This is a genomic window from Ktedonobacterales bacterium (assembly GCA_036557285.1).
GTDB lineage: Bacteria > Chloroflexota > Ktedonobacteria > Ktedonobacterales > DATBGS01 > DATBHW01.
The window spans coordinates 18380-34510 of record DATBHW010000017.1 but is presented as its reverse complement, the minus strand read 5'-3'; the positions used below and the strand labels follow the sequence as shown (position 1 = coordinate 34510).

The window sequence follows — 16131 nt, the reverse complement described above, 5'->3', positions numbered from 1 at the left end:
CTATACTGGGCGCCACGATGGCACAGCAGCAGGACAGCATAATACAGCAGACAGCCCAGGATTCGGCCCCCCAGGTATCCCTCTTTGGGCGAAGGAGTCGGAAACGGCGTGGGATTGGCATGGGGAGCATTGTTCTTATCCTGTTTCTGGCGTATGGGTACTTCATCCCGCGCGGCGCTTTGTGGAACCCCGATACTCGTATCTTCCTGGCTGCCAGTATCGTTGACCGAGGCCAGTTGAACATTGATCCCTACGCGCAGTATACGGGGGATAAAGCCGCTTTCAACGGCCACTACTACAGCGATAAAGCGCCGGGAAGCTCGCTGCTCGCTGTTCCAGCCTATGCGCTGGTGAAGCTGACGCTTTTCCAGGGGAAGACGCCATATCTCCAGCTTCTGAGCGATTCTGATGAACAGCGAACCGATTTTCTGGCGCGCTACCTTATCACGCTGCTTCTGGTGGGCCTGCCTTCTGCCTTGCTGGGTGGGCTGTTCTTCCGCTTTCTCGCGTATTTCGGGCTGGGGCCGCGAGGGCGGCTGCTGCTGACGCTGGGTTATGGCCTGGGAACCATTGCGTTTGCCTTTTCTAGCGTCTTTTTCGGCCATCAGATCGTTGCCCTGCTCCTGTTTGCGGCTTTTTATCTGCTTTTCAGGATTCGCCAGAACGCCCTTTCGCAGCGCCACTATGTCACCGCCGGAGTGTTAGCTGGCTGCGCGATCATGAGCGAGTATCCTGCTGCCCTTATTGCTGTCTGCCTGCTGCTCTACGCGCTCTCCCACGCGCGCCATTGGCGTGCGCTGCTGCTGTTGGGAGCGGGGATGCTCCCCTCGCTGGTTATAGTGGCTCTCTACAATACGCTGTGCTTTGGCAGCCCCTGGAATCAGGGCTACGCCAATCTGGCAGGCCCCGAAGCATTTCGCGTCGGGCAGGCGCAGGGGTTTTTGGGCATTACTGGCCCTCACCTCGATGCCCTCTGGCAAACGACCTTCGGGCCGTATCGGGGATTATTCTTGTTTTCGCCCTTCCTGGCGCTGGCTGTGCCTGGTTTTGTGCTGCTCTTTCGCCAGCGCGCCTGGCGCAGCGAAGCGATCCTCTGGCTGGGGATTGTCGTGGTCTATTTCCTCTTTGCCATCTCGTACTATGCCTGGGATGGCGGCTACAGCCTGGGGCCGCGCCATTTCATTCCGGCGCTGCCGTTCCTCGTTCTGCCTATCGCTCTGGCGCTGAAACAGCGCGGGTGGCTCAGGGGCCTGGCAGCAGCCTCGATCTCGCTCTCTATCGTTATCGTGACGCTGGCAACTGCTGTCTTTCCCCTCAATGACCCGCGCTTTGACGCTCCACTTACCCAGCGGGTCATTCCGCTGCTGCTGGGCATGCAGCCCGACCCGGACCACCCCGCGCTCTCCGCTGCTGCGCTCTGGTCTGGCTTCTGGCGGGAAGCGCCGCTTTTTACCCATGCCCAGTTTGATAATAACTGGGGCGAACTGTTTCATCTGCCGGGCATCTGGCAACTGCTGCCCCTCTTTATCGGCGTAAGTATGATTCTGGCAAGGTTCTGGTTGCTTACACGCCCTGCTAGAGCGCCGCTGTTATCCGGGGCTGCTGAAAATCAGCCAGCCAGAGATCAATCTGCGACGCCTGAGCCGCCGGATGAACGTGTTTATCCATATTCCCCGCCAGGTTCAGACCGTCCGACTTCGCCTGATCCGACGAGGCTACCGCCAGCATAATCGCCACGACATTCTGGTCCTGAAAGACCACGTTATAGTCAGCGGCGCTGCTGCCGCAGCAGAGGCCGTCAATGGCCTGCTGCCCGATATTCTGCGTCTGCGGATTCTGGATGAGTTTCGCCACATCAGCGTAATAGCTCTGCGCACCGGCAGCCTGCGAAAACTGCGCGATAGCGACAGCAAGGTAGGCGCTTCCGTTCTGATCTACCTCAACATACGCCTCTTTCTGCCAGTTATATTTTCCTGACGTTGGATCGACCGCCAGAGGGAGGTTCAAGTCTTGGAACTGCTGAGGGGTCGTGGCGATTTGTGGCGAGGTCGCTTGTGTACCTGCTGGCAGATCGCCCGGTTGAGGCAAGAACTGCTCTGCTTGATAAAGCGTGGACGTAGGTGGACTGGTTGGCGCTGGCGTAACGGTCACGCCGGTGGTGGGCGTCTCGGTACTTGGTGTACCCGTCGGTGTGGTTGCTTTCGTCGGGGCAGTTGTGGGGCCAGCCGTTGGCTGTGGCTGGTTGCTCCTGATGGCGGCATACCCTCCACCAGCCGCTAATATCAGCAGTAAGCTCGTTATGAGTATTGCCAGCCAGCGTTGCCCGGAACGACTCTTCTTTGGGGGCTGTTTCTGGCGCAGGGCGCGTTCTGCTGCGGCGACTGCCTGTGGCGAGGGGGCTGCTGTTGTTTTGGGAGGCTCCGGCAGCGTTGAGGGCAGGGCCGCACGAAAAGCGCGCGAAAGCTCTCCGGCTGACCGATAGCGGGCGGCAGGGTCTTTCTCCAACGCCTTCAGAATCACCTGCTCGGCGGCGGGTGGCAGGTCAGAGCGAAACTGGCGCGGCGGTGGAGGCGGCTCGCTGACGTGCTTTGCCGCTACGGTCATCGGCTGAGGCCCGACAAAGGGAACGCGCCCGGTGACGAGATAGAATAATACCACCCCAAGACTGTAAATATCAGCCCTGGCGTCCACTGGATGCCCCATCGCCTGTTCAGGGGCAATATAATCGGGGGTGCCGACTACATGACCCATCGTGGTCAACTGAGGAAGCGTTGGCCCATCCTCGTCGGCTGCCGCTTGTTCTGCTACCTTGGCGATGCCAAAATCACTCAGCATCAGGCGCTTATTGGGATAGAGCAGCATGTTCTGTGGCTTGACATCCCGGTGAATCACCCCATGCGTGTGCGCGTAATCGAGCGCCGAGGCCATCTGCGCCAGAAATCCGGCCACTTCGGCCAGAGGCAGCGGACCTTTGCGCTCGACGCGATCACGCAGCGTACCGCCGGTGACGTGAGGCATCACCAGATAGGCCAGGTCAGCCTGCTCGCCATATTCATAGATTGGCAAGATATTGGGATGATCCAGCGTGGCAATCGCGTCGGCCTCGCGGCGGAAGCGTTCTAAGAATCGCGTGCGCCGCGAGGCATCGGGCATAAGCGAGAGCAACAATACTTTTACTGCCACCTGGCGATGTGGGCGCGATTGCTGGGCCAGATAGACGACGCCCATACCACCGCGCCCCAGGATTCGCTCCAGGGTGCAGGTTCCCAAGACGCTTCCCAGCAAATCTTCCGGCAAGCGTTGCTCTGATGTTCCAGCATCTATTCCCATAATCTCTCCCCTAGTGCAACATAGTCCCAGGGCTTGAAAGAATATTGGGCAGGCGCGCCTCTTATCCCTGGGCTACAGGAGTCGGGCTTCTTCCAGTTCATATCCTATTCCTCTTCTGTATCATACTACGAGCGAAGAGCACTGAAAAGCGCGGAGTGATACAGGCCGCTTAAAATGCCTCACAAAACCGACGGTTGGCCCCACCCCTGCCGCCTAGAAGGACGGCGCTACAACCCCGCCCCTGCTCGTGCGGAGGGTGTGTGAGACGCTCTTAAAAGCATCACGCTCCTCCCTCGCCGTTCTTGTCTCTTGTTGGTTCCTCTAGCTTCGCTCGAATACATGGGTTATAATAGTGCGCATAGCCATCCAATCAGCTATTGGAGCGGGCTGGCCGATGTCGCCTCGCCTGGCGTCACGCCACAAGCGGGTAGGGGGAGTATATGATTCGGATTGCTCACTTAACCAAACAGTTTGATACCACAACGGCTGTTGAAGGTCTCACCCTGGAGGTCGCTGAGGGCGAGGTGTTCGGGCTGCTTGGCCCCAATGGCGCGGGCAAAACGACCACCGTTCGCATGCTTAGCACGCTCATTGCGCCTACTGCTGGCGAAGCCTGGGTGGCGGGCCAACAGCTTGGAGCCAGCGAAGCAGGCAATGCGTTGATCCGCCGCAGCGTGGGGCTGCTCACCGAGGTACCGGGGTTATACGAGCGCCTGAGCGCCGAGCAAAATCTGCGTATCTTCGCCGGCCTCTATGGAGTGGCCGATGGCCCTGTCCAGGTAAAACGCTACCTGCAATTGATGGGTCTGTGGAACCAGCGCAGAGACCCGGTTGCCAGTTTCTCAAAAGGCATGAAACAAAAGCTGGCTATCGCCCGCGCGCTCCTCCACGAGCCGCAGGTACTTTTCCTGGACGAGCCAACCAGCGGATTAGACCCGGAATCAGCCAGAATGGTACGCGAATCTATTGGGGAACTGCGCGCGCAGGGACGCACCGTTTTTCTTTGTACCCACAATCTGGTTGAGGCCGACCAACTCTGTGATCGCGTGGGCATCATGCGCCAGCGTTTGCTGCGCGTTGATACTCCTGAGCATCTGCGTCAGGAATTGTGGGAGCCGCAAGTTACCCTGCGCATACGGGGCCGCGCTGAGGGTTATCAGGCGCTGCTCAGCCCGCTGCCTTTTGTTCGTCACATCACCTCGTCCGGCGATAGCATGACAGTTACCTTGACGAGCGGCGGCGAGAAACAGGAGGCAACCGCAGCGATGGTGCGGCGATTGGTGGAAGCTGGCGCTGATCTGTTCGCGGTAGCAGAGGCTACCCATTCTCTGGAGGACGCCTATTTGACGCTGCTTGCAGAGAGCCAGCCAGCGGAGTTAGCGCCGCGCCGCCAGACATCACCGAAAAAGCCGGCCCCGCGAACGATGGCTGGCGAAGCTGTGCGGAAGGGGCGCAAAGATGCGTTCTAGTTCTCTGCGGCGCATTCGGATCGTCATCGTGAAAGAATGGCTGGATGCGTTCAAGAATCGCTACATCTTGTTGATCGGCATCTTGCTGCCGCTGCTCCTCACAGCGATACCCCTGATTCTGCTCGCGGTGGCGCGAACCGTTTCTGCGGAGCAGTTAGGCGTGGGCAATAGTTTGCCCGCGTTTCTGCGCCAGAATCCCGCTCTGCATGATCTTCAGCCTGGCGAGATTTTTCAAGCGGCGCTTGCCAATCAGTTTATGCTCCTGTTTCTCATCCTCGCGTTACCCCTGCCTGTAGCTATGGCGGCCTACAGCGTTGTCGGTGAGAAGCGTGATCGCAGCCTGGAGCCGCTGCTGGCGACCCCGATCTCCATTTCTGAACTCTTGCTCGCCAAGGGGTTAGCCTCCCTGATCCCTGGCGTATTAAGCACCTGGCTCTGTTTCGTCATCTATCTGGCTGTGGCGCGCGCCCTGGTGATCAGCGATGCGGTCTACAGCGCGATCTTTAATACCACCTGGCTGCTGGCGATGTTTCTGGTGGTTCCCTTGCTCACCCTTTTGAGCGTGTGTCTTGGGTTGATGGTTAGCTCGCGCTCCAATGACCCGCGCGCAGCCGAGCAGTTGAATACGTTTGTTATTCTGCCGATCCTGGTGCTTTTCTTCAGCCAGCTTCTGGGCATCGCGGTGATCAATACGCTGACGATCCTGGTTCTGGCGGTACTTATTGTTGTTGTCGATCTTGTTTTCCTGCGCCTGGCGGTGCGCCTCTTTCAGCGTGAAACCATCCTCACCCGCTGGAGATAGGCGCTGAGGTTATGCGGAGATCGGCATGCCCACGCTGCGCAGCAGGAGGGCGCGCAGCGCGGGCAGGGAGCGTTCGAGCGGCTCAGGATCAGGTGTTATCAGCCAGCGCACAACGACCTCGTTGATGGCCCCAAACCAGGCATAGGAGGCTACCTCTGTATCCAGCGGGGCTATCACCCCTTCGGCCACCGCCAGATCGAGATAGCGCCGGATCATGCTGGCGAATTGGCCGTGAATCTCGACGATCTTCTCATCGAAGCCATGACCCAGGCCGACCGCCTCGACGAGCAGAATCTTGCTCAGGCGGCGATGGCGAGAGAACTGGTCCAGCACGACGCGCAGCGCGGCATCCACTTTTCCTATAGCTGTGTCCTCGTGCTCGATGGCTCGATCAACCGCAGCCATGAGTTTGGGCGCAAGGACATCGGTCAGTGCCAGAAAGATGCCCTGTTTGCTGGGGAAATGGAAATAGAAGCCCCCTTTGGAGGTTTTCGCCACCTGGATAATGTCGTCAACCACCGCGCCGTGATAGCCTTTTTCGGCAAAGACCTCTTCAGCGGCATCTAAAATGCGCTGCCGGGTAGCGTCCTTATCGCGCATCCCGCTGTGTTCCCTGCTTTGCTTAGAGTGTTGCTGGTCTGATGGTTTCCTGGCTGGCATTAGCGTGGTATCACCGGCAGCAGCACACGCGAGGGATATTCGCGGCTGTGCAAGATGGTTTGGCTGGCGCTTTGCGCCTCGGCATCCGCGCCGATCTGATGGCCGGTATTCAGGTTGCGGTCCCAGCGGGGGAAGCTGCTGCTCGTAATATCCAGGCGAATACGATGGCCTGCTTGAAAGAGGTTGCTGGTTGCCCAGAGGTCAATCGTGTATTCGTAGGCTTTCCCTGGTTCCAGCAGTTCCGGCGCCTGAAGGCTGTTGCGATAGCGCGCGCGAATGATGCCGTCCGTCAGGTTTTGCGCGAAGCCATCAGGATGCACATCTACCAATCGCGCCACGAAATCGGTATCTGGCGCGCTGGAAGCCGCCCAGAGTGTGACCGTCACCGGCCCCGTCACCTCAAGGTCGCGCTCCAGCGGGGCGCTGGTATAGACCAGCATATCGGCGCGGCGTTCAATCGGCTGCTGATCGCGCGCGCCTGGGCGATAGATCGCGGGCATCAGCAATGCGCCGCCCAGCGTGGGCATCGGGTTCAGCGGGTCATAGACAAAGCGATCAGCCGATTCACTGCCGGGAAGCTCTGTGCTGAGCGAACCATCGCCCTCCAGCGTATTCGCGTGCCCATTGCTGTGCAGATAGAATGGCGTGGGGATGGCGCGAGCCAGCGGCCAATCCTGTTCATCGCGCCAGGCGTTCTCACCCATGACAAAGATTTTTACCGGCGGCTCGCGGTCAACGCCATTGTCTATCCCTTTGAGCCAGCGATCAAACCAGCGCAGTTGCAGGCTCATAAAATCGATCTGAAGGTTGATGAACGCCGACGCTGCGCCGTAGCCAAAAGCCACATCGCCGACGGTGTGGCTCGCGTTGCTGTGAGACCAGGGGCCGATCAGGAGCCGCGCCTGGCGGGCTTCGGGGGTAGCCCCGCTGGCGCGCATCTCTTGAAAGTTGCGAATGGTGCCTGACAGGAAAATATCATACCAGCCCCCGGCGTTGAAGGTTGGCACATGCACCTGATCATGATGCCCCAGGATGGTCGAAGGCGCCGCATACTCTGGCGCAAAGGGATGCTCGATCCCGTCGAAGAACGATTGCCCAAGGTCGGTACGGCGGAACGGCTCAAACGCCTTCAATGGCAATGACTGATAGCCCTCGTCGGGCAGGCGATCAATCTCACGCGCCAGGGCCACCAGTTTCTTATACCCCGCGCTCTGATCGGGGTTGCCCCGTTCCCGGCGCAGGACGCTATCGAGGCCGGTTTCAAGCAGCCAGCCCGCTTGAATGCCGAGTTCCAGCGCGCCTCCTCGGCTGAACACTCCATTATGCGGGTCAGCCCAGGTTATGTAGGGGAACATAGCTGTCAGGTGCGGCGGGCGTTGGATAGCGCCAGCCCATTGGGTAAAGCCGAAGTAAGAAGCGCCATACATGCCAACGTTCCCATTGCTCCCTGGCAGCGCAGCCGCCCACTCAATCGTGTCGTAGCTATCCGGCCCCTCGTCGCGCAGCGGGTACCAGTCTCCTTCAGAGGTGAAGCGCCCGCGTGTGTCCTGCACCACGACCAGATACCCCTGGCGCGCGGCTCTCACCGGGTCCAACACCGAAGCGCCCAGCGGGAAATCCTTGCCATAAGGCAGGCGGGTCAAGACTACCGGGTAGCTGCCCTCGGCAGCCGGACGGTAGATATTGGCCCGCAAGGTGATGCCGTCGCGCATCGTAGCTGGCACATCAAAGTCAACGTGGATGCCCTGGTTGGCCTGTGGGTCTGGCATTCGCTGCTCCTTTGTTGAAGACGCTTTCTGATGGTTTTGCTATCAAGCGTTTGCTAAAACAGAAGAACGCTCTCTAGAAGCTCTATGAGAGGCGTCACTCAGCGTGGAGGTCTGGCGTGTTCCAGATCAGCAGAGATGACACCTGGCTGCTGGCGGAACCGCTGAATCAGCGCCTGCTCTTGTCCGGGGGGTACCGCGACCTGATAGAGATTGAGCGCCGCTTTGTGGCGCAGCGGCTTGCCGCCCAGCGCGCCTATTTCTTTCACGGCCTCCTCCATCGAGACGGTGGGGGCAAAGCCGACGATGATCAGCCCAGGCACTATCTCTTCTGCGTTGGAGGGTTTAGGCTGGCTTTGCATCTTCTGGTTCAGCAAGTCCTTTGCCTGGTTCATCATTTCTTGAGCTTTTGCGCTTGCGATAGAGAGACCCTTGCGGCCCTGAGCGATCCATTCTTTTGCGCGCTCTTCGTATGGGGTCGCCGTCGTCGGTAAAGGGGGTGTGGCTGGTCTGGTCTCTTTCTTCTCCGCTTGCGGGTCTGTAGGGTTTACAGAAGGGAGCCGCCCTGAAAAAGGGCCATGATGCCACCAATGCTTGAGAAGTTCCTGGACTGGTGGCTGAGCAGGCGGTGGGGTTGGCAGGCCGCGCCGCTGGAAGTCTGCCGGAGGGATCGGCCCGGCGCCAAACTGCTGGCGCTGCTCGCGCAGTGCGCGCAGGCGCGCCAGGCGCTCATCTTGCGGCGAAGGGAAAGCCCCTGATGGCTGAGGAGGAGGCTGCGGTTGTCCCTGCCTGGAAGGTTGGGGGAACCTATGGGAAGATGCGGGGTCAGAACCTCGCTCATTCGGTGGATTATTCAATGACAGGTCATCCGGGTCTTGGTTCATAACTTTCCACAGGTACGGGCACTGAAGACGACTGCTATTCCAGGCGCGAGGAGCCGCCGCGCTCGGACTGCTTCCAGCAAAGTAAGCAATCATTCTGTGGGCGCGAGGCGGCGGAATCTCCTCATGTATTATAATACAGTTCGGCTTACCCAGGAAAGTCTTCCAGGACATCAGGGATAAATGCCGCGCAGTTGGGTCGCTTCGGCAACGCGCGCAATGGCAACCATATAGGCTGCTGTGCGCATGTCGCATTTATGGGTCAGGGACTTGTCTAAGACGGCCTGGAACGCGCGGTCCATGATCGTTTCAAGTTTGGCTGCAATCTCGTCGTTGCTCCAGAAGAAGCTTTGCAGGTCTTGCACCCACTCGAAATAGCTTACCGTTACGCCGCCAGCGTTCGCCAGAATATCCGGGATGACAAAGATGCCACGTTTATAGAATACCCGATCAGCGTCCGGCGTCGTCGGGCCGTTGGCTGCCTCAGCGATAATCTTTGCCTGAACGCGCTCGGCGTTCTCAACGGTCAGCATCCCTTCAGTGGCCGCAGGGATGAGAATATCGCAGGGAACCTCCAGCACCTCGCGGATACCCATCTTCTGAGTGCCAGGGAATCCGACAACCGTTCCTCGCTCTTGCTTATGCAGCAAGACTTTGGATGGGTCGAAGCCAGCCTCGCTGTAGATGCCGCCCTGCGTGTCACTGACTGCTACGACTTTGCAGCCCTCAGCATGAAGCAGCCGCGCGGCAATAGCGCCAGCGTTGCCATAGCCCTGAACGGCTACGCGCGCGCCAGGAAGATTGATGTTCAGATGCCGGGCAGCCTTTTTGACGACGGAAATAACTCCGCTGGCGGTAGCGTCGTTGCGGCCCTCACTGCCTCCGATTGCCAGGGGCTTACCAGTCACGACAGCGGGGACCGAGTAGCCCTCGTGCATCGAATAGGTATCCATAATCCAGGCCATTACCTGGGAGTTGGTATTCACGTCAGGCGCGGGAATATCGCTGGTTGGGCCAATCAGGATAGCAATTTCAGTGGCATAGCGTCGGGTCAGCCGCTCCAGTTCGCCAATGCTCATTTCTTTGGGGTTGCAGATGACGCCGCCCTTCGCGCCGCCATAGGGGATACCTACCACCGCGCACTTCCAGGTCATCCACATCGCCAGCGCCTTGACCTCATCGTGGGTCACTTCGGGACTGAAGCGGATGCCGCCCTTGGCCGGTCCGCGATTCACGTTATGCTGCACACGGAAGCCGGTGAACATACGGATCGAGCCATTGTCCATGCGTACCGGGAAGTTGACGATCAGTTCGCGCTTGGGGAAGCGGAGTACCTGGCGCATATCTTCGCTGAGGTTCAGCAGGTCTGCCGCCACGTCGAATTGAGTTACCGCCATTTGATACGGGTTGATTGGCGCCGATTCTGGCACAACTTTGTGCATGTCGGTCCCTTTCTCCTTCAATATTATGGCGCAACATTGCGCCAGAGTCCCCATTGTTTGCTAGAGAACAGAAACGTCTTTTCATTTAGAAAGACGTTTCTCTCCTACCAGTTCGCCACAGGCTACGACGATTTGTGTTGCAATTTTTCCAGCAGCAGCCGACGTACCAGGGCGGGCTTCGCGCGTCCGGCGCTTCGTTTCATGACCTGGCCGATCAGCCAGGTGACTGAAGATTCCTTGCCTCGCTGGAAATCCTCTACCGCTTTTGGATTGGCTGTAATTACCTCCTCTATCATGCGCTCCAACTCAGCTTGATCACTGATTTGAGCAATACCCTCCGCCTCCACAATTTCTGCTGGCTGCCCGCCGGTGGCAAACGATTTTTCCAGCACGTCTTTGGCTTGGCTGCCGCTGATCCGTTCCTGGGCCAGCAGATCAACGAGCTGGGCCAGGCCCGCAGGCGTCACCGGGCAGGCGCTGATCTCCTGACCGGCGGCGTTCAGCAGACGCAAAAGATCGCCAGTGATCCAGTTTGCCAGCGCCTTGGCGCGCCCAGGCAATGTTCCCTGAGAAGCGTCGGCAACAGCCTGCTCAAAATAATCGGCCAGCGCCCGTTCCGCTGTCAATAGCTCGGCGTCATAGGCATTGAGGCCGTAGTGCTGCATGAAACGCTGGCGCTTGGCGTCGGGAAGTTCCGGCATTTTAGCGCGCACGCTGTCCACCCATTCCTGGCTCAGCACCAGGGGCGGTAAGTCCGGCTCTGGAAAGTAGCGATAATCGTGCGCCTGCTCTTTGCTGCGCTGAGAGACCGTTATCCCTCTGCCCTCCACCCAGCCGCGCGTCTCCTGAGAGATCTTCCCGCCCTCGCGCAGTATGGCAATTTGCCGCGCCGCTTCGTACTCCAGCGCGTGCTGCACCGAGCGGAACGAGTTCATGTTTTTGATTTCGGTCTTGACGCCCAACCGCGAGTCCCCGGCGGGTCGGACAGAGATGTTTGCGTCGCAGCGCAGGCTGCCCTCTTCCATGCGCCCCGAGGAGACGCCCAGGTAGACGAGCGTAGTCCGCAGCTTTTGCAGATAGAGGCGCGCCTCTTCGGCTGAGCGAATATCTGGCTCGCTGACGATCTCCATCAGCGGCACGCCAGCGCGGTTGAGGTCTACCAGGCTGTACGAGACGCCATCCGGCCCAACACGGTGAAGCAGCCGCCCGGTGTCTTCTTCGAGGTGAACGCGATGAATGCCGATGCGCTTTTCCTCATCCTTTAGCCTGATGGTCAGATAACCATTGCGGCTCAGTGGAATATCATATTGCGAGATCTGGTAGCCCTTGGGCAAATCGGGATAAAAGTAGTTCTTGCGGTCGAACTTTGAGAAAGAGGGAATGGTACAGTTGAGCGCCAGAGCCGTCATGACCGTATACTCTACGGCCTGTTCGTTGATGACTGGCAGCACCCCAGGCATGCCCATACAGATCGGGCAGTTATGGGTATTGGGCGCTGCATCAGCGTAGTCAGCACTGCACCGGCAGAACATTTTGCTCGCGGTCAGGAGTTGGGCGTGTACCTCCAACCCGATTACCACTTCATAATCCACAGCAGATAGTGTCGCCATCACCGCCTCATATACACCAGAGAGCTATCCAATGAGATGCGTTGCTCTTTGTTCTTGAAATCCTACCAGAACGTCAAACATGTCGTTTGACAAAACGCTCGATGCGTATCAATGCCTCTTCGATCTTCTCCTGGGCTGTGCAGTAGGCGCAGCGTACAAACCCTTCGCCAGCAGCGCCAAAGGCGCTGCCAGGGACGACAGCCACCTTTTCCTCAAACAAGAGGCGCTCGGAGAACTCCTCTGAAGTCATACCAGTAGATACGATGGAGGGAAACGCATAAAACGCGCCTCTCGGGTCGCCGCAGGCCAGTCCGATGCGGTTCAGGCCATCCACCATTACGCGGCGGCGCTGAGCGTAGCTGGCGACCATCTGCTGCACATCTTCTTCACCATGCAGCAGCGCCTCCAGCGCGGCGGCCTGGCTCATCGAGGCAGCGCACATGATGGCATACTGATGGATTTTGAGCATAGCCTCCAGAATCGGCTGGGGAGCGGCCACGTAGCCGATGCGCCAGCCTGTCATCGCGTAGGCTTTCGAGAAGCCGTCGAGCAACACGGTGCGCTCGCGCATCCCCGGCAGCGTGGCAAGGCAGATATGCTCAAAGTCATAGGTCAATCGGCTATAGACCTCATCTACCAGAACGATCAGATCATGCCGACGAGCTACCTCGGCAATAGCTTCCAATTCATGGCGCTCGATGACACCGCCAGTCGGGTTATTCGGGTTGCCAAAGAGGATCAGCCTGGTACGTGGCGTAATCGCTGCCTCGATGGCCGCTGCTTTTACTTCAAAGTTATCTTTCGCATGCGTCGGCACTGGCACCGGGACACCACCGGCAAAAAGAATACCGGCCTCGTAAGCGACATAGCCAGGGTCCGGCGTGACGACCTCAGCGCCGGGGTCAATGAGGGCGCGCAGCGCGGTGTCAACGCCTTCGCTCACGCCAACGGTCACAAAAAGCTCGTGCTGAGGATCGTAGTCCAGCTTATAACGCTGTTGAAGATGCTGGGCAATGGCCCGACGGAGTTGGGGTGTGCCATAATTTGAGGTATAGTGCGTGTCGCCCTGCTCTATGGCGGCAATGCCAGCGCGGCGGATATGTTCAGGAGTCACAAAGTCCGGCTCACCCACGCCCAGCGAGATGACATCAGGCATCCCGGCCACAATATCAAAGAACTTGCGGATACCGGAGGGCTTGACGAGGCGCACGCGCTCGGCCAGAAGTTCTCGCTTGATAACGTAGTCCATGATGCTCCTTAAATCAAAGCTGCTTAGAAGCTTCTTTGCCGATGACGACAGTGAGGTTGTGTATCGTGCCATACGGCGCTTCTGCACAAGCCGTTCCCAAGTCAGAGACTGTTGGTGATGGTTCTATGATAGCACATGGACGCCTGGCTTTCAATCGGCGTGCAGTGAGGTAGAAGACGGAATAGCATAGAGGAAAGGTGAGCTATGAGAGTGCTTTATCTCTCCAAGGGCAAGATTCGCTTTATTCAGGACTACCCTCGTCCCGATCCCTTACCGGATGAAGCGCTTATCCGTGTCCTGCGCGCTGGGATTTGCAACACTGATCTGGAGCTTCAGCAGGGCTACAAAGGCTTCGAGGGCGTTCCCGGCCACGAGTTTGTCGGCCAGGTCGAGGTTTGTGATACTCATCCAGAATTGATTGGGCGCAGGGTGGTCGGTGAGATTAACATAAGCTGCGGCTCTTGCCCGCGCTGCCGCGAGGGTCTGCGAACGCACTGCCAGAATCGGCGAGTCTTGGGCATTCTCAACAAGGATGGGGCTTTTGCCGAGTACCTGACGCTTCCGGTTGAGAACCTGCATCTAGTTCCAGATGCCGTAAGTGACGCTGAAGCGGCCTTCGTTGAGCCGCTGGCGGCCTGTTTTGAGATACTGGAGCAGGTCCAGGCGCGGCCAACCAGGGCGGTATTAGTGCTGGGAGACGGCAAACTGGGTCTGCTGGCGGCCCAGGCGCTGCGGCTGACGGGAGCGCAGGTGACGATACAGGGGAGGCACGCAGAAAAATTAGCCATTGCCAGCAGGCTGGGAATAGCAACTAGCAGAGCCGATGACGCGCCTCGTTCAGCAGCGGCCTATGATCTGGTCATTGAATGCACTGGAAGCGCGTCTGGTCTGGAAACCGCCAGAGAACTGGTGAAGCCGCGTGGAACTATCGTGCTGAAGAGTACGGTGGCAAGCCGGACGACCCTCGATCTGGCCCCATTTGTTGTTGATGAGATCACTCTTGTCGGCTCGCGCTGCGGGCCGTTCGAGCCTGCCCTGCGCGCCCTTGAACAAAAACGTATCAGCGTAGCCCCGCTGTTGAGCATTACCTATCCGCTGGATCGAGGAGTGGAAGCATTTGCACGAGCCGCAGAGCATGGTATGCTTAAGGTGCAATTGGAGATGGCTCAGAACGAGTCCACTGCCCGCTAATTTCATCGTCTCATAGGAGTATGTTCATGCCCCTACTTGGCCTGACCGCTGACGAGGTGCTGACGACCACCCGCTCAGTGCGCAAACGTCTCGATTTCTCCCGCCCTGTCGAACCCGAAGTCATTCGAGAATGCCTGGAGATTGCCTTGCAGGCGCCCACCGGCGGCAACCGCCAACAATGGCATTTTGTTGTGGTGATCGATCCGGCACAGCGCCAGGCGCTCGGCGACATCTATCGGCGCGGCTATGGGGTCTATCGCTCCAGTGTTGCCCCACGAGTCGTAGATGAAACGCCGCGCGGACAGACCTTGCAGCGGGTTATCAGTTCTTCGGATTATCTGGCAGCCCATATGCACGAAGCGCCTGTTCTGCTGATCCCCTGTATCAAGGGTCGCCTGGAGGGGAAATCCAGTGTCGAACAGGCTGGAGTATGGGGGTCTATCTTGCCTGCCGCCTGGAGTTTCATGCTTGCCGCCCGCGCTCGCGGGTTGGGGAGCGTCTGGACGACCATCCACCTCTTCTTTGAGCAAGATGCGGCGCAGCTTCTCGGCATTCCCTACGAGAAAATCACCCAGGCGGCGATGATTCCTGTGGCTTATACCAAAGGTGTGGACTTTTCTCCGGCACAGCGCGAGCCATTGGATACTGTGGCGCATTGGGATCACTGGTAATGTCGGTATACCTTCTCTGCTGGGAGGTTTTTCTCGGTGCTGGGAGGTTTTTCAGAGAGTGAGCAGAGGAAACGACTTGCTCGGGGTTATTTCTTCGTATGAGTCGTTTCTGGCATAGTCAGGGCCATGAGGAGGTCTCGCCAGTGGGCAAGCAGGAGGCAATGACCTTCTCCATGATAAAAAGTAGCGCGGCAGTTGGGGATCGTCTGGGCTAGATGGCGGCCAAAGGCAGGCGCCAGAAGTGTATCCGCTTCACCATGCCAGAGGAAGACTTCTTTGAGAATCCCTTCGAGACGAAATCTCCAGGGACGCGCCAGCACCAGCATATCATCATAGAGTCCACGGCTGCCCTGCCGGAAGAGTTCTAGTGTCGTTTCCAGCATCATGGCGCGCATGCGCTGGTTGTCCAGAAGCGCCCGATCTGTCTTTGAATACCGCGCGATGATCGCCTCCAATGTCTGGTATAGGTTGTGGCGTGCCTGTCGGCCCTGCTGCCAGGCAAATAGGCGCGCGGCCCAGGGAGCAACCTGGACGATACGCGCTGCCCCCCACCATTGGGGCGTCAGGTAATCTGCCGGGTGAATGCCAGCCAGGGGCGCGCCGCCGCTGACCACGCCTATTGCTGAGAGGCGTTCGGGGATTTTGTAAGCACAGGCCAGAGCATGCGCCCCGCCGCCTGACCATCCAAGAACTGCGAACTGGCCGATTCCCAGGGCGTCTGCCAGCGCCACGACATCGTCGGGCCAATCGAGCAGAGTCCGGCCAGGTTTGGGGTCGGAAAGGCCAATGCCGGGTCGATCAATCGTTATCAGGCGAACTCCCAGCCCCGCCGCGATAGAATCATCAGGGTGGCGGGTAAGCCGCGAAGCTCCCAGGCCGTGAAAGAAAAGAAGGGGCTTTCCATCGGGCGAGCCAAATTGAGCGAACCCAAGCGCCCTCCCATCGGGGAGGGCGTATATTTCTCCAGGTGTTGATCTTTGCATAGGCATTATCTTCCTTTCTATCTGCAAGGGATATACCCACTTCAAGGCTTGCCAGCGAGGACTATTATGAAGTTTGA

Annotated in this window: 12 protein-coding genes; 4 read left to right on the top strand and 8 right to left on the bottom strand. The window is 58.6% G+C overall.

Features of this window, described 5'->3' with window-relative positions:
* Positions 1-1575: 1575 nt before the first annotated feature.
* The gene (locus tag VH599_05800) at positions 1576-3330 is read right to left on the bottom strand and encodes a protein kinase (GenBank protein HEY7347814.1); all 1755 of its coding nucleotides are present in this window, start codon (positions 3328-3330) and stop codon (positions 1576-1578) included.
* 440 nt (positions 3331-3770) lie between these two features.
* Between VH599_05800 and VH599_05795 the strand changes: the two genes are divergently transcribed.
* Positions 3771-4799, top strand: a complete 1029-nt coding sequence (locus tag VH599_05795) for an ABC transporter ATP-binding protein (protein ID HEY7347813.1) — start codon at positions 3771-3773, stop codon at positions 4797-4799.
* A complete protein-coding gene (locus VH599_05790; GenBank protein ID HEY7347812.1) occupies positions 4789-5601 on the top strand; it encodes an ABC transporter permease subunit in 813 nt (270 codons plus the stop codon). The genes VH599_05795 and VH599_05790 overlap by 11 nt, the downstream gene beginning before the upstream one ends.
* A 9-nt stretch (positions 5602-5610) precedes the next feature.
* Here VH599_05790 and VH599_05785 read toward each other — a convergent pair whose 3' ends face one another.
* The 6 genes from VH599_05785 to VH599_05760 all read right to left on the bottom strand — a co-directional run bounded on the left by VH599_05785 (position 5611) and on the right by VH599_05760 (position 13209).
* A complete protein-coding gene (locus VH599_05785) occupies positions 5611-6201 on the bottom strand; it encodes a TetR/AcrR family transcriptional regulator (protein HEY7347811.1) in 591 nt (196 codons plus the stop codon).
* A 59-nt stretch (positions 6202-6260) separates the two neighbouring features.
* A complete protein-coding gene (locus VH599_05780) occupies positions 6261-8030 on the bottom strand; it encodes a CocE/NonD family hydrolase (GenBank protein HEY7347810.1) in 1770 nt (589 codons plus the stop codon).
* Positions 8031-8128: 98 nt separating this feature from the next.
* Complete coding sequence (locus VH599_05775; protein HEY7347809.1) at positions 8129-8911, bottom strand: hypothetical protein; 783 nt, start codon at positions 8909-8911, stop codon at positions 8129-8131.
* A gap of 170 nt (positions 8912-9081) precedes the next feature.
* Positions 9082-10350: a Glu/Leu/Phe/Val dehydrogenase gene (locus VH599_05770; GenBank protein ID HEY7347808.1), complete on the bottom strand. Its 1269-nt coding sequence runs from the start codon at positions 10348-10350 to the stop codon at positions 9082-9084.
* A gap of 122 nt (positions 10351-10472) precedes the next feature.
* The gene (gatB, locus tag VH599_05765; GenBank protein ID HEY7347807.1) at positions 10473-11960 is read right to left on the bottom strand and encodes an Asp-tRNA(Asn)/Glu-tRNA(Gln) amidotransferase subunit GatB; all 1488 of its coding nucleotides are present in this window, start codon (positions 11958-11960) and stop codon (positions 10473-10475) included.
* A gap of 73 nt (positions 11961-12033) precedes the next feature.
* On the bottom strand, positions 12034-13209 hold the full coding sequence (locus VH599_05760; GenBank protein HEY7347806.1) for an aminotransferase class I/II-fold pyridoxal phosphate-dependent enzyme: 1176 nt from the start codon (positions 13207-13209) through the stop codon (positions 12034-12036).
* A gap of 204 nt (positions 13210-13413) precedes the next feature.
* On the opposite strand from VH599_05760, the gene VH599_05755 reads away from it, so the two are divergent.
* The gene (locus tag VH599_05755) at positions 13414-14400 is read left to right on the top strand and encodes an alcohol dehydrogenase catalytic domain-containing protein (GenBank protein ID HEY7347805.1); all 987 of its coding nucleotides are present in this window, start codon (positions 13414-13416) and stop codon (positions 14398-14400) included.
* Between the two features lie 26 nt (positions 14401-14426).
* Positions 14427-15071 (top strand): nitroreductase family protein, encoded by a 645-nt coding sequence (locus VH599_05750; protein ID HEY7347804.1) that lies wholly within the window; start codon positions 14427-14429, stop codon positions 15069-15071.
* 86 nt (positions 15072-15157) lie between these two features.
* Here the strand turns inward: VH599_05750 and VH599_05745 are convergent, their stop codons facing one another.
* A complete protein-coding gene (locus VH599_05745) occupies positions 15158-16054 on the bottom strand; it encodes an alpha/beta hydrolase (protein HEY7347803.1) in 897 nt (298 codons plus the stop codon).
* Between the last annotated feature and the right edge of the window lie 77 nt (positions 16055-16131).

Coding starts and splice junctions, on each gene's coding strand:
- VH599_05800 (HEY7347814.1), bottom strand. CDS start 3,330: ATGGGAATAGATGCTGGAACATCAGAGCAACGCTTGCCGGAAGATTTG.
- VH599_05795 (HEY7347813.1), top strand. CDS start 3,771: ATGATTCGGATTGCTCACTTAACCAAACAGTTTGATACCACAACGGCT.
- VH599_05790 (HEY7347812.1), top strand. CDS start 4,789: ATGCGTTCTAGTTCTCTGCGGCGCATTCGGATCGTCATCGTGAAAGAA.
- VH599_05785 (HEY7347811.1), bottom strand. CDS start 6,201: ATGCGCGATAAGGACGCTACCCGGCAGCGCATTTTAGATGCCGCTGAA.
- VH599_05780 (HEY7347810.1), bottom strand. CDS start 8,030: ATGCCAGACCCACAGGCCAACCAGGGCATCCACGTTGACTTTGATGTG.
- VH599_05775 (HEY7347809.1), bottom strand. CDS start 8,911: ATGAACCAAGACCCGGATGACCTGTCATTGAATAATCCACCGAATGAG.
- VH599_05770 (HEY7347808.1), bottom strand. CDS start 10,350: ATGCACAAAGTTGTGCCAGAATCGGCGCCAATCAACCCGTATCAAATG.
- gatB (HEY7347807.1), bottom strand. CDS start 11,960: ATGGCGACACTATCTGCTGTGGATTATGAAGTGGTAATCGGGTTGGAG.
- VH599_05760 (HEY7347806.1), bottom strand. CDS start 13,209: ATGGACTACGTTATCAAGCGAGAACTTCTGGCCGAGCGCGTGCGCCTC.
- VH599_05755 (HEY7347805.1), top strand. CDS start 13,414: ATGAGAGTGCTTTATCTCTCCAAGGGCAAGATTCGCTTTATTCAGGAC.
- VH599_05750 (HEY7347804.1), top strand. CDS start 14,427: ATGCCCCTACTTGGCCTGACCGCTGACGAGGTGCTGACGACCACCCGC.
- VH599_05745 (HEY7347803.1), bottom strand. CDS start 16,054: ATGCAAAGATCAACACCTGGAGAAATATACGCCCTCCCCGATGGGAGG.